Below are 13,338 nucleotides of genomic sequence, written 5' to 3'. Positions count from 1 at the left end.
CACCGCATCCGCCAATAAATGCCGGATGCGGTTCATATTTATAGACGGGAAAAGTGTTTTACTTACTCAAATCCACCTGATAAATCGCAAAGCCGATATCATCGGTCGCGACTTTATTCATCGGATACTGCCCTTTCTCTTTAATAAACTCTGCGGCTTTATCTGACGGAGAGGTTTCGAAACGGATATCCAGTTTCTTATCGCCGGGAATCGGTGCTAAACGCCAGTTGTTATCTGCCGCCGGGTGAATTTCCCCCGCACGCTTCGACTCATCTGCAATCCACGCTGCCAGCACCGAGCGGTTCTCATCCGGTGAAGCAAAAGCGATATGGCTATCGCCCGTACCTGCAAATTTGCCGCCGTAAGCGCGATAGTTATTGGTGGCAACGAGGAACATCGCGTTCGGATCAATCGGCTTGCCGTTAAAGGTCAGGTTCTTAATCCTTTCCGCATTGGCATTAACCACCTGGCACTCGCCGTCATAGCGAGCGGGCTGAGTAACATCAATCTGATAATTCACACCATCAATGACGTCAAAGTTATAGGTGCGGAAACCATCCCAGTTGATCAGTGACTGTGGTTTCGTGCTGTTGGGATCAATCTGGTTAAACTGTCCGGCGGAGCATTCCAGCCACTCTTTCACCTCTTTACCGCTGGCTTTCACCACAATCAGCGTATTGGGGTAGAGATAAAGATCGGCGGCGTTACGGAAGGTTAATTGGCCTTTTTCCACCTCCACATAACTTGCCGGATCATTTTTGCGACCACCAACTTTAAACGGTGCGGCAGCTGAAAGCACTGGCAGTTTTGCCAGATCCGGATCGCCCTGAATGTAATGCTCGACATACGCTTTTTGCGCGTTGTTCACCACCTGCACGGTCGGATCGTCCTGCACCAGTGCCAGATAGCTATACATATTGTCGGCAGATTTACCGATTGGCTTGCTGACGAACTGGCGTGTGGCATCGTGATCGGCTTTGAGTGTTTCTACCAGCTTGCTGTCTTCCGCCGCGAGGGATTTTTTATTGGCGATATCGTAAATTGGCCGTGCTTCCGCTTTCGCCTGCGTCACCTGCCATTTTCCGCTGTCATTATTGAGTTGCAGATCGACCACGCCGAGATGATCGCCCCACATGCCCGGCATTACCGCCGGAACGCCGTTCAGCGTGCCTTTGGCGATATCAGCCCCTTTGATATTCGCAAAATCTTTACTCGGGAAGACGGCGTGAGCATGGCCAAACATAATGGCGTCAACGCCCGGAATTTCACTGAGATAATAAACTGAGTTTTCTGCCATCACTTTATACGGATCGGCAGACAGACCAGAATGCGCCAAAACGACAACGAGATCGGCACCTTTCTCGCGCATTTCAGGCACGTACTTGCGCACGGTTTCGGTAATATCATTCACCGTCACTTTCCCGGATAAATTAGCTTTATCCCATCCCATAATCTGCGGCGGTACGACGCCAATATAGCCAATCTTCAGCGTCTGTTTTTTTCCGTCTTTATCGATCACTTCGGTGTCTTTAATCAAATACGGTGTAAACATGGGCTGTTTGGTTTTAGCGTCAATGACGTTGGCGTTTACATAAGGGAATTTCGCTCCTGCCAGTGCATTTTTCAGGTAATCCAGACCGTAGTTAAACTCGTGGTTGCCAAGCGTGCCGACGGTATAGTCCAGCGTATTTAATGCTTTATAGACAGGGTGAATATCACCTGCTTTTAAGCCTTTCGCCGACATGTAATCGGCCAGCGGACTCCCCTGAATCAAATCGCCATTATCGACCAGTACGCTGTTTTTCACTTCATTGCGGGCATCGTTAATCAGGCTTGCCGTACGTACCAGTCCGAATTTTTCCGTGGCGGTGTCTTTGTAATAATCGAAATCCATCATGTTGCTATGCAAATCAGTGGTTTCCATGATACGCAGATCGACCGTCGCTGCATTCACACTCGCGGCAATCAGCGTGGCCAGGAGCGTTGCGCTAAACTTAATCATCAGGGACATCCTTTTATCATCGGGAATTCGAAAGAAAAGGGAGAATAAACCTCTTACTTTTAGAACAGTGAAGAATGCCACAATTTAACGCTTTGAAAATGATGACACTATCACAGTTGGCGCATTCTTTAACGATAGGGTATAAGTAAAACAACAAGTTAACACCGCTCACAGAGACGAGGTGGAGAAATGTTAGATCAAGTATGCCAGCTTGCACGGAATGCAGGCGATGCCATTATGCAGGTCTACGACGGGACGAAACCGATGGACGTCGTCAGCAAAGCGGACAATTCTCCGGTAACGGCAGCGGATATTGCTGCACACACCGTTATCATGGACGGTTTACGTACGCTGACACCGGATATTCCGGTCCTTTCTGAAGAAGATCCTCCCGGTTGGGAAGTCCGTCAACACTGGCAGCGTTACTGGCTGGTAGACCCGCTGGATGGTACTAAAGAGTTTATTAAACGTAATGGTGAATTCACCGTTAATATTGCGCTCATCGACCACGGCAAACCGATTTTAGGTGTGGTGTATGCGCCGGTAATGAACGTAATGTACAGCGCGGCAGACGGCAAAGCCTGGAAAGAAGAGTGCGGTGTACGCAAGCAGATTCAGGTCCGCGATGCGCGCCCGCCGCTGGTGGTGATCAGCCGTTCCCATGCGGATGCGGAGCTGAAAGAGTATCTGCAACAGCTTGGCGAACATCAAACCACGTCTATCGGCTCTTCGCTGAAATTCTGCCTGGTGGCGGAAGGGCAGGCGCAGCTTTACCCGCGTTTCGGGCCAACCAATATTTGGGACACCGCCGCCGGTCATGCCGTGGCTGCCGCTGCCGGAGCACATGTTCACGACTGGCAGGGTAAACCGCTGGATTACACCCCGCGCGAATCGTTCCTGAATCCTGGGTTCAGAGTGTCTATTTATTAAATACAGATGGCAGAAACAGTGTATTTCCTGATTCTGCCATCCTGATTTGCTCCCAACCTAAAAAATTATAGATATAAAGGGATTATATTTAAAGTGTAAATATTCTAACGCTAATAAGTTATGTTTTAATAATGAGCGTTTTTTGATAGTTTATTTCTTTAACAAGATGTTTAATGGCGACATAGAATAACCAAATATAATAAGGTTGTCATATGTTACCCAAGATCAGACACAATAATTTTTTTGGTGCAGTGGAGTTATTTGTAAAGTCATCGCATACAAAAATACATTCAAATAATTTCTTTAATAATATTCAGCATGCATTTAAGAAAAGGGATTGGATTTCGAATTATGATAGTTTGTTAATTTTAAGGGAGTTCTTTCTTAGAGCAACACAGATCGATAAAAATAGTTATCAGGTGCTTTCATTAAAAGATGAAACCGTTCACTCCATGGATAATTTTCTTATCAGCTTCCGCCTTAAAGATAACGGTGCCGAATATACAATGACATTGCGAGGCACTGGATTTGAATACGAAGAAATCCCTATAACAATAAATGAGTATAACTCATTTATAGACTTTAAAAACCGTGAATTTCCACTAGCACAAAATAGAAGATTGTATACCTATGATATTTTGCAGAAAAAACAGTCTGACATACCTGAAAGGATTAACGGTTATTTTCGGAAGGCGGCGGGTAACTTATCTTACAATTCTGCTTATTTGGAGAATGTAGTAAGCAAATTAAAACGGGGTAAATTTGAACTTGAAGGGCCAGAAGGTAGCATTAAAGAATGTGAAGGATGGTATTTTTGCGAGGAAATAAATAATAGAAATTATGCCATGGTCATAGAATCTTTGGGCTTTGCTCTTAAAATCTATGGAGGGGATGAGGAACTTCGAACTGGCTCTTATATTTTTTTGCAGGGTGAAGATTACTCTCTTATTTATAATTTTCTGGTTAATGCAGGTTACCAACAAGTGGAAATAACCGAGCAAGTGGAAGCGATTGTAAGTGCAAATCTGGCCGCAAACGGTAATTATACCGAAGAAAAGATTCACAAGAAATATAAATCTACCATTGAAGCGTTTAAAAAAGAGGTAAAACCGTTAAACGCGAATAAGGGTTATTGATACTAGTATGAGTTCGGCGTAAAAACTCAGAGACTTAATTCCCCTATCCCATATATATCGATAGGGGAAATTTATTTTTCCAGAATTTATGTTATTAACATTATTTGAGCAACTTTTGCAGCAGGTTCATCACTTGCTGCACCTCTTCCTGAGTGAGCGCACCGTCTTTGGCCCATTGCACTCGACCGTCTTTATCCAGCACCGCTACAGCGGAACTTTCTTCATCTAGCTGCCAGGCACCGCGCGCGATGCCATTGCTATCGACAATAAACTGCGACCAGGGATAAAGCTTTTTATTACTCTCCAGACTGCTGCGCACAAACATGCCAGAACCCGGAATCGCGTCGTCGGTGTTCACAATGGTGGTGGTCTGGTAACGATCGTGCGGTAACTTTGCTGATTTAATCGCTTCAATCAGCGTCGCGTTTTTCTCTTTTGCAGAGGTGCGACCAGCAATATGTTGCAGTACTCGCACTTTTCCCACTAACTGCGCGCTGTTCCAGGTTTTGTAGCTAAACTGATCTTTATCAAGCACCAACTCGCCCCGATCGGTAATGCCTATCGGTGGCACTCGTTGACCGGTTTCAAACTGATGTGCGGAAGCCATCATCGGCAACAGCAGGCAGGTGAGTGCCAGAATCTTACGTAGGGTCATGGTGTATCCTTCTTATGATATGCAGGTGATCCGACCACTTGGGGTCTGACTTTTAATCATATGTGCTATTTATCGAATTTCCCGCAAGTGTGATGCCAGTTTGCGGTCAAGCGCACAAATCATATGAAAAATGAATGCTTATACTGAAGACCGCGCTTCGGTAAAAAGATAATTCTGAATAATTGTAACCTTTAGGTAAAAAAAGTTATACGCGGTGGAAACATTACCCGGATAGTCTATAGTCACTAAGCATTAAAATTTGCGCCTCATAATAGTTGGGCCGATTGTGGCACCGCAAAGGCGTAATACTCAGCAGGAGATAACAATGAAAATTTTCCAACGGTACAACCCACTGCAGGTGGCGAAGTACGTAAAGATCCTGTTCCGTGGACGGTTATACATCAAGGACGTTGGCGCTTTTGAATTTGATAAGGGTAAGATTCTTATCCCAAAAGTGAAGGATAAGCTGCATTTGTCAGTGATGTCCGAAGTTAACCGTCAGGTTATGCGTCTGCAAACAGAGATGGCTTAACCAAAGTGCTATGCAGTAAATAAGACGGCTCCTGATTCAGGAGCCGTTGATGTTTCTTGGGGTTACGCGACGTTTTCTTCTTTATCTTTAACGTCAGGCAGTTTGGGCGAAAGGGCGGTGGCCTTGCTGTCGATCCGCGTTACCAGCAACTGGTCGATGCGGTAGTTATCGATATCCACCACTTCAAATTTGTAGCCGGCGAATTTCACCGAGTCGGTGCGTTTCGGGATTTTACGCAGCATAAACATCATAAAGCCGCCGATGGTTTCGTAGTTGCCTGACTGCGGGAACTCATCAATATCCAGCACACGCATTACGTCGTCAATCGGGGTGCCGCCATCAATCAACCATGAGTTCTCATCACGGGCGACAATCTGCTCTTCCAGTCCCTGACCGACCAGATCGCCCATTAGTGTGGTCATTACGTCGTTGAGGGTGATGATCCCAACGACCAGCGCGTACTCGTTCATGATCACCGCGAAGTCTTCACCCGCAGTTTTAAAACTTTCCAATGCCTCTGAAAGGGTTAATGTATCCGGCACAATCAGTGTGTTGCGAATTTGTACGCCGCTGTTCAGTGCCAGGCTTTGGTTAGCCAGCACGCGGTTCAGCAGGTCTTTAGAATCGACATAGCCGATGATGTGGTCAATATCTTCATTACAGACGAGAAATTTCGAGTGCGGATGTTCCGCCACCTTATTCTTCAGACTTTGCTCATCTTCGTGGAGATCAAACCAAATCACGTTTTCACGCGGTGTCATTGACGACGGAACGGTACGGGATTCCAGCTCAAAGACGTTTTCTATCAGCTCGTGTTCCTGTTTACGTAACACGCCCGCCAGTGCACCTGCTTCCACAACTGCATAGATGTCATCAGAAGTGATGTCATCTTTACGTACCATTGGCAGTTTAAAGATACGGAAGATCATATTCGCCAGGCCGTTGAAGAACCACACCAACGGGGTGCAAACGTACAGGCAGAAGCGCATCGGGTTGATGATACGCAAAGCCACCGCTTCTGGCGCAATCATACCGATGCGTTTCGGAGTTAAATCCGCAAACAGGATAAACATGCCAGTTACTAACGAGAAAGAGAGAATAAAGCTCAGTTGCTCAGAGAGTTCCGCCGACATATAGCGGGAGAACAGGCTGTGAAAAGCTGGAGAAAACGCCGCATCACCGACAATACCGCCGAGAATCGCCACTGCGTTAAGACCGATTTGTACCACGGTAAAGAACATGCCAGGATTTTCTTGCATATTCAGAACGCGTTGGGCATTTATATTGCCTTCATCAGCCAGCAGTTTTAGTTTGATTTTGCGTGAAGCGGCAAGTGAGATCTCGGACATCGAGAAGAACGCACTTACAGCGATCAAGCAGAGTATGACAAAAATACTGTTTAACATATCTTATCCGACCTTTCAGGCCAGATCCTCGGAAGGGGAAGTTGATTAATTTGTGTGAAATACACATTGAAAGCCGATTCGAAGAAAGTGAACCGGCATTTTCAGTGGCTAGTATAGCGTAAGGTACTGTAAAGTCGCCAGAGGGTTAAAATTCAGACGACTGATAAATGCAAAACTGCCTGATGCGCTATGCTGTTCAGGCCTACGAAGTCTCTGCAATACATTGAATTTTGAGGGTTTTGTAGGCCTGGCAAGGCGTTTACGCCGCATCCGGCATAAACAAAGCTCACTTTATCAACAATCTGAGTTTGTAACCGTAACGCTATGCTTCCGGCGGCAGACAGACGCCAATTCCGCCAATTCCACAGTAACCATATGGGTTTTTATGCAGATATTGCTGGTGGTCATCTTCGGCATAATAAAATGGTGAGGCGTTAGCGATTTCCGTGGTGATGTGACGATCGTCATCGGCGGCAAGCATCGCCGCCTGAAAACGCTCCAGACTGGCACGAGCGGCGGCATCCTGTTCTGGGGTCAGCGGATAAATCGCTGAACGATACTGCGTGCCGTGGTCATTGCCCTGACGCATTCCCTGGGCGGGATCGTGATTCTCCCAAAATACCTGTAGCAACTGCTCATAGCTGATGACTGAAGGATCGTAAACAATGCGTACCGCTTCGGCATGACCAGTATCACCGGAGCACACTTCCCGATAAGTGGGGTTTGGCGTATATCCGCCGGTGTAACCTGCGGCGGTGCTGTAAACGCCGGGTAACTGCCAGAACAGACGCTCCACACCCCAGAAACAACCCATCGCAAAAATGGCAATCTCCATTCCGTCAGGTACATTGGTCATTGAGTGACCATTGACCGCATGCAGCGTGGCTACGGGCATCGGGGTGTTACGTCCAGGCAGGGCATCGGCGGGGGAAACCAGATGCTTTTTATCAAATAAACTCATGGTGTCGCTCTCCCGAAAATCGGTCATTGGGGTTAAGGTTGTAACAAGAGACGTATTTGCACACAATAACCACCGTGAATAGGTCTAAAGTAAAACATAAGAAATATTTGGGGTTTAGTCTGCTTTTTAATCCATATTACTGGATTTTTGTTAAGCCGTTTAACGGCGTTCCAGGGGCAGGAATAAAGGATATTCAGGAGAAAATGTGCGCTATATCCGACAGTTATGCTGTGTAAGCTTACTCTGCTTAAGCGGATCTGCCGTCGCCGCGAACGTCCGTCTACAGGTCGAAGGGTTATCGGGACAACTGGAAAAGAACGTTCGTGCACAGCTTTCAACAATTGAAAGTGATGAAGTGACGCCAGACCGTCGCTTTCGCGCACGCGTCGATGATGCCATCCGCGAAGGTCTGAAAGCGCTGGGTTATTACCAGCCGACCATTGAATTTGATCTCCGTCCACCGCCAAAGAAAGGGCGGCAGGTATTGATCGCCAAAGTCACGCCAGGCGTGCCGGTGTTAATTGGCGGCACCGATGTGGTATTGCGCGGCGGCGCGCGGACCGATAAAGACTATTTGAAATTGCTCGATACTCGCCCGGCTATTGGTACGGTACTGAACCAGGGCGATTATGAAAATTTCAAAAAGTCCTTAACCAGCATTGCGTTGCGTAAAGGTTATTTCGATAGCGAATTTACCAAAGCGCAGCTGGGCATTGCGCTTGGCCTGCATAAAGCCTTCTGGGATATTGATTATAACAGTGGCGAACGTTATCGCTTTGGGCATGTGACCTTTGAAGGATCACAAATCCGCGATGAATACTTGCAAAATCTGGTGCCGTTTAAAGAGGGCGATGAGTACGAGTCGAAAGATCTCGCGGAACTGAACCGCCGACTTTCTGCTACCGGCTGGTTTAACTCGGTGGTGGTTGCACCACAATTTGATAAAGCGCGCGAAACGAAAGTATTACCGTTGACGGGCGTGGTTTCGCCGCGCACAGAAAACACCATCGAAACCGGGGTCGGTTACTCTACAGACGTGGGACCGCGCGTGAAAGCGACGTGGAAAAAACCATGGATGAACTCTTACGGTCACAGTCTGACCACCAGTACCAGTATTTCCGCGCCGGAACAGATCCTCGACTTCAGCTATAAAATGCCGCTGCTGAAGAACCCGCTGGAACAATATTATTTGGTGCAGGGCGGTTTTAAGCGTACTGACCTGAACGATACCGAGTCTGACTCTACGACGCTGGTGGCTTCTCGCTACTGGGATCTCTCCAGTGGCTGGCAGCGTGCCATTAACCTGCGCTGGAGTCTCGACCACTTTACCCAGGGTGAAATTACCAACACCACGATGCTGTTTTACCCAGGAGTGATGATTAGCCGCACGCGTTCTCGCGGTGGCCTTATGCCAACCTGGGGCGACTCGCAACGTTACTCTATCGACTACTCCAACACGGCCTGGGGCTCGGATGTCGATTTCTCCGTTTTCCAGGCGCAGAACGTCTGGATCCGCACACTGTACGATCGCCATCGTTTTGTGACACGCGGCACGCTGGGCTGGATTGAAACGGGTGATTTCGACAAAGTACCGCCGGATCTGCGTTTCTTCGCCGGGGGCGACCGCAGTATTCGTGGCTACAAATACAAATCTATCGCCCCGAAATACGCCAACGGTGACCTGAAAGGGGCATCGAAGTTGATAACCGGATCGCTGGAGTACCAGTACAACGTCACCGGAAAATGGTGGGGCGCGGTGTTTGTCGATAGTGGCGAAGCGGTAAGCGATATTCGCCGCAGCGACTTTAAAACCGGTACCGGGGTTGGCGTGCGCTGGGAATCGCCGGTCGGGCCAATCAAACTCGATTTTGCCGTACCGGTCGCGGATAAAGACGAACACGGGTTACAGTTTTACATCGGTCTGGGGCCAGAATTATGAGTTTATGGAAAAAAATCAGCCTCGGCGTGGTTATCGTTATCTTACTGTTGCTGGGATCGGTGGCGTTTCTGGTGGGCACCACCAGCGGCCTGCATCTGGTATTTAAAGCGGCGGATCGCTGGGTGCCAGGACTGGATATTGGCAAGGTCACCGGCGGCTGGCGCGATCTCACCTTGTCTGACGTTCGTTATGAGCAGCCAGGCGTGGCGGTAAAAGCGGGCAATCTCCATCTGGCGGTCGGGCTTGAGTGCCTGTGGAACAGTAGCGTTTGTATTAATGACCTGGCGCTGAAAGACATTCAGGTCAACATCGACAGTAAAAAAATGCCCCCTTCTGAACAGGTTGAAGAAGAGGAAGATAGCGGGCCGCTGGATCTCTCCACGCCGTATCCCATCACCCTGACGCGGGTGGCGCTGGATAACGTCAACATCAAGATTGATGACACCACGGTATCGGTGATGGACTTCACCTCCGGCCTGAACTGGCAGGAGAAAACCCTGACCCTGAAACCGACATCACTGAAAGGTTTATTGATTGCTCTGCCGAAAGTGGCGGAAGTAGCGCAGGAAGAGGTCGTCGAACCGAAGATTGAAAATCCGCAGCCGGATGAAAAACCGCTCGGCGAAACGCTGAAAGATCTCTTTTCTCGCCCGGTATTGCCGGAAATGACCGACGTGCATTTGCCGCTCAACCTGAATATTGAAGAGTTTAAGGGTGAGCAGCTGCGCGTGACGGGCGACACGGACATCACCGTGAGCACCATGCTGCTGAAAGTGAGCAGCATTGACGGCAATACCAAACTGGATGCCCTGGATATCGATTCCAATCAAGGGATCGTCAACGCCAGCGGCACGGCGCAGCTATCAGACAACTGGCCGGTGGATATCACCCTCAACAGCACACTGAACGTGGAGCCGTTGAAAGGTGAAAAGGTGAAGCTGAAAGTGGGCGGCGCGCTGCGCGAACAGCTGGAGATAGGCGTTAACCTTTCCGGTCCGGTGGATATGGATTTACGCGCCCAGACGCGGCTGGCAGAAGCTGGATTGCCGCTCAACGTGGAAGTGAACAGCAAACAGCTTTACTGGCCGTTCATTGGTGAGAAGCAGTATCAGGCGGATGATCTGAAATTGAAACTCACCGGTAAAATGACCGATTACACGATCTCTATGCGTACGGCAGTGAAGGGGCAGGAGATCCCGCCCGCGACCATTACCCTTGATGCCAAAGGCAATGAACAGCAGGTCAATCTCGACAAACTCACCGTCGCGGCGCTGGAAGGGAAAACTGAACTCAAGGCGCTACTCGACTGGCAGCAGGCAATTAGCTGGCGCGGTGAGTTAACGCTTAATGGCATTAACACCGCGAAAGAGTTCCCGGAGTGGCCGTCGAAACTCAATGGTTTGATTAAAACGCGCGGTAGTCTGTATGGCGGCACCTGGCAGATGGACGTGCCGGAGTTGAAGCTGACCGGTAACGTCAAACAGAACAAAGTGAACGTTGACGGCACGCTGAAAGGCAATAGTTATATGCAGTGGATGATCCCAGGGCTGCATCTGGAACTGGGGCCAAACAGTGCTGAAGTGAAAGGCGAGCTGGGGGTAAAAGATCTCAATCTTGATGCCACCATCAACGCGCCGGGGCTGGATAATGCGCTACCAGGACTGGGTGGTACAGCGAAAGGGTTGGTGAAAGTACGCGGCACAGTGGAAGCACCGCAGCTGCTGGCCGATATCACCGCGCGCGGTCTGCGCTGGCAGGAACTTTCCGTGGCGCAGGTTCGCGTGGAAGGCGATATCAAATCCACTGACCAGATTGCGGGTAAACTTGACGTACGCGTTGAGCAAATCTCGCAGCCCGATGTGAATATCAACCTCGTCACTCTGAATGCCAAAGGCAGCGAAAAGCAGCACGAGCTACAGTTGCGGATTCAGGGCGAACCGGTTTCCGGGCAGCTTAATCTGGCAGGAAGTTTTGATCGCAAAGAAGAACGCTGGAAGGGAACACTTAGCAATACCCGCTTCCAGACGCCAGTCGGCCCGTGGTCGCTGACCCGCGATATTGCGCTGGATTATCGCAACAAGGAGCAAAAAATCAGCATCGGGCCACACTGCTGGCTTAACCCGAATGCGGAACTGTGCGTGCCGCAAACCATTGATGCCGGGGCTGAAGGGCGTGCGGTGGTAAATCTCAATCGCTTCGACCTCGCCATGCTGAAACCGTTTATGCCAGAAACCACACAGGCCAGCGGTATCTTCACGGGTAAAGCGGATGTCGCCTGGGACACCACCAAAGAGGGGCTGCCACAGGGGAGTATCACCCTTTCGGGGCGTAACGTGCAGGTAACGCAAACCGTCAACGATGCGGCGCTGCCCGTGGCGTTTCAGACGCTGAATCTGACGGCGGAGTTACGTAACAACCGTGCCGAATTGGGCTGGACCATTCGCCTGACCAATAACGGCCAGTTTGATGGACAGGTGCAGGTGACCGATCCGCAAGGCCGCCGTAATCTTGGTGGCAACGTTAATATCCGTAACTTCAACCTTGCGATGATAAATCCCATCTTTACCCGTGGGGAAAAAGCAGCGGGGATGGTGAGTGCTAACTTACGTCTGGGTGGTGATGTGCAAAGCCCGCAGTTGTTTGGTCAGCTCCAGGTTACGGGTGTGGATATCGACGGCAACTTTATGCCGTTTGATATGCAGCCGAGCCAGCTTGCGGTTAATTTTAACGGTATGCGCTCGACGCTTGCCGGTACTGTGCGGACCCAACAGGGAGAAATCTACCTGAGTGGTGACGCCGACTGGAGCCAGATTGAAAACTGGCGGGCGAGGGTAACCGCGAAAGGCAGTAAGGTACGGATCACCGTGCCGCCGATGGTACGAATGGATGTATCCCCAGATGTTGTATTCGAGGCTACACCAAACCTGTTTACCCTCGATGGTCGCGTGGATGTCCCGTGGGCGCGCATCGTGGTGCACGATCTGCCGGAAAGTGCAGTAGGCGTCTCCAGCGATGTGGTGATGCTTAACGATAACCTGCAACCGGAAGAGCCGAAAACGGCGTCGATTCCGATTAACAGCAACCTGATTGTCCACGTTGGCAACAATGTTCGCATTGACGCCTTCGGCCTGAAAGCGCGGCTGACGGGCGATCTTAACGTCGTACAGGATAAACAAGGGCTGGGCCTGAACGGGCAGATCAACATCCCTGAAGGGCGCTTCCATGCCTATGGTCAGGATCTGATTGTGCGTAAGGGTGAGTTACTGTTCTCTGGTCCGCCGGATCAACCGTATCTTAATATCGAAGCTATTCGTAACCCGGATGCTACAGAAGACGACGTAATCGCCGGAGTTCGCGTCACTGGTTTGGCGGACGAACCGAAAGCGGAGATCTTCTCTGACCCGGCCATGTCGCAACAGGCCGCGCTTTCCTACCTGCTACGTGGACAAGGGTTGGAGAGCGATCAGAGTGACAGTGCGGCGATGACCTCAATGCTGATTGGTCTGGGGGTTGCACAAAGTGGTCAGATTGTGGGTAAAATCGGCGAGACGTTTGGCGTAAGCAATTTAGCGCTCGACACAGAGGGAGTAGGCGACTCCTCCCAGGTGGTGGTCAGCGGCTATGTATTGCCAGGTCTGCAAGTGAAATACGGCGTGGGTATATTTGACTCAATAGCAACACTCACGTTACGTTATCGCCTGATGCCTAAGCTATATCTGGAAGCCGTGTCTGGTGTAGACCAGGCACTGGATTTGCTCTATCAGTTCGAGTTTTAGC

At 49.6% G+C, this 13,338-nt stretch carries 9 protein-coding genes; 5 read left to right on the top strand and 4 right to left on the bottom strand.

Translation table 11 applies throughout. The annotated features are described in order from the left end of the window. Window positions 1-58: 58 nt before the first annotated feature. A complete protein-coding gene (gene cpdB / locus ATB02_RS15020) occupies window positions 59-2,002 on the bottom strand; it encodes a 2',3'-cyclic-nucleotide 2'-phosphodiesterase (protein WP_105271830.1) in 1,944 nt (647 codons plus the stop codon). Between the two features lie 189 nt (window positions 2,003-2,191). On the opposite strand from cpdB, the gene cysQ reads away from it, so the two are divergent. Both cysQ and ATB02_RS15010 read left to right on the top strand, forming a co-directional pair. Next, the gene (gene cysQ, locus ATB02_RS15015) at window positions 2,192-2,932 is read left to right on the top strand and encodes a 3'(2'),5'-bisphosphate nucleotidase CysQ (protein ID WP_000886904.1); all 741 of its coding nucleotides are present in this window, start codon (window positions 2,192-2,194) and stop codon (window positions 2,930-2,932) included. A 212-nt stretch (window positions 2,933-3,144) separates the two neighbouring features. Next, window positions 3,145-4,068: a hypothetical protein gene (locus ATB02_RS15010; RefSeq protein ID WP_105271829.1), complete on the top strand. Its 924-nt coding sequence runs from the start codon at window positions 3,145-3,147 to the stop codon at window positions 4,066-4,068. 100 nt (window positions 4,069-4,168) lie between these two features. Here ATB02_RS15010 and ATB02_RS15005 read toward each other — a convergent pair whose 3' ends face one another. Next, window positions 4,169-4,723, bottom strand: a complete 555-nt coding sequence (locus tag ATB02_RS15005; RefSeq protein WP_000175278.1) for a YtfJ family protein — start codon at window positions 4,721-4,723, stop codon at window positions 4,169-4,171. A 325-nt stretch (window positions 4,724-5,048) separates the two neighbouring features. Here ATB02_RS15005 and ATB02_RS15000 point away from each other — a divergent pair, with 325 nt between their 5' ends. Continuing rightward, on the top strand, window positions 5,049-5,255 hold the full coding sequence (locus ATB02_RS15000) for a DUF1107 domain-containing protein (RefSeq protein ID WP_000689228.1): 207 nt from the start codon (window positions 5,049-5,051) through the stop codon (window positions 5,253-5,255). Window positions 5,256-5,317: 62 nt separating this feature from the next. Here ATB02_RS15000 and ATB02_RS14995 read toward each other — a convergent pair whose 3' ends face one another. Next, the gene (locus ATB02_RS14995) at window positions 5,318-6,661 is read right to left on the bottom strand and encodes a hemolysin family protein (protein WP_000934983.1); all 1,344 of its coding nucleotides are present in this window, start codon (window positions 6,659-6,661) and stop codon (window positions 5,318-5,320) included. Window positions 6,662-6,983: 322 nt separating this feature from the next. Further along, on the bottom strand, window positions 6,984-7,622 hold the full coding sequence (gene msrA / locus ATB02_RS14990) for a peptide-methionine (S)-S-oxide reductase MsrA (protein WP_001355104.1): 639 nt from the start codon (window positions 7,620-7,622) through the stop codon (window positions 6,984-6,986). 205 nt (window positions 7,623-7,827) lie between these two features. Here msrA and tamA point away from each other — a divergent pair, with 205 nt between their 5' ends. Continuing rightward, window positions 7,828-9,561: an autotransporter assembly complex protein TamA gene (gene tamA, locus ATB02_RS14980; RefSeq protein ID WP_001269316.1), complete on the top strand. Its 1,734-nt coding sequence runs from the start codon at window positions 7,828-7,830 to the stop codon at window positions 9,559-9,561. Beyond that, the gene (tamB, locus tag ATB02_RS14975; RefSeq protein WP_105271828.1) at window positions 9,558-13,337 is read left to right on the top strand and encodes an autotransporter assembly complex protein TamB; all 3,780 of its coding nucleotides are present in this window, start codon (window positions 9,558-9,560) and stop codon (window positions 13,335-13,337) included. The genes tamA and tamB overlap by 4 nt, the downstream gene beginning before the upstream one ends. Window position 13,338: the final 1 nt, after the last annotated feature.

The organism is Escherichia sp. MOD1-EC5189 (genome assembly GCF_002966045.1).
Classification (GTDB): Bacteria; Pseudomonadota; Gammaproteobacteria; order Enterobacterales; family Enterobacteriaceae; genus Escherichia; species Escherichia coli_F.
The sequence above is the reverse complement of the archived record's forward strand: the minus strand, read 5'-3'. Positions and strand labels throughout refer to the sequence as shown.

Excerpts from the sequence above, each read along its gene's own strand:
- ATB02_RS15005 (WP_000175278.1), bottom strand. The coding sequence starts at position 4,723 with ATGACCCTACGTAAGATTCTGGCACTCACCTGCCTGCTGTTGCCGATG.
- msrA (WP_001355104.1), bottom strand. The coding sequence starts at position 7,622 with ATGAGTTTATTTGATAAAAAGCATCTGGTTTCCCCCGCCGATGCCCTG.
- cysQ (WP_000886904.1), top strand. The coding sequence starts at position 2,192 with ATGTTAGATCAAGTATGCCAGCTTGCACGGAATGCAGGCGATGCCATT.
- ATB02_RS14995 (WP_000934983.1), bottom strand. The coding sequence starts at position 6,661 with ATGTTAAACAGTATTTTTGTCATACTCTGCTTGATCGCTGTAAGTGCG.
- ATB02_RS15010 (WP_105271829.1), top strand. The coding sequence starts at position 3,145 with ATGTTACCCAAGATCAGACACAATAATTTTTTTGGTGCAGTGGAGTTA.
- cpdB (WP_105271830.1), bottom strand. The coding sequence starts at position 2,002 with ATGATTAAGTTTAGCGCAACGCTCCTGGCCACGCTGATTGCCGCGAGT.
- ATB02_RS15000 (WP_000689228.1), top strand. The coding sequence starts at position 5,049 with ATGAAAATTTTCCAACGGTACAACCCACTGCAGGTGGCGAAGTACGTA.
- tamB (WP_105271828.1), top strand. The coding sequence starts at position 9,558 with ATGAGTTTATGGAAAAAAATCAGCCTCGGCGTGGTTATCGTTATCTTA.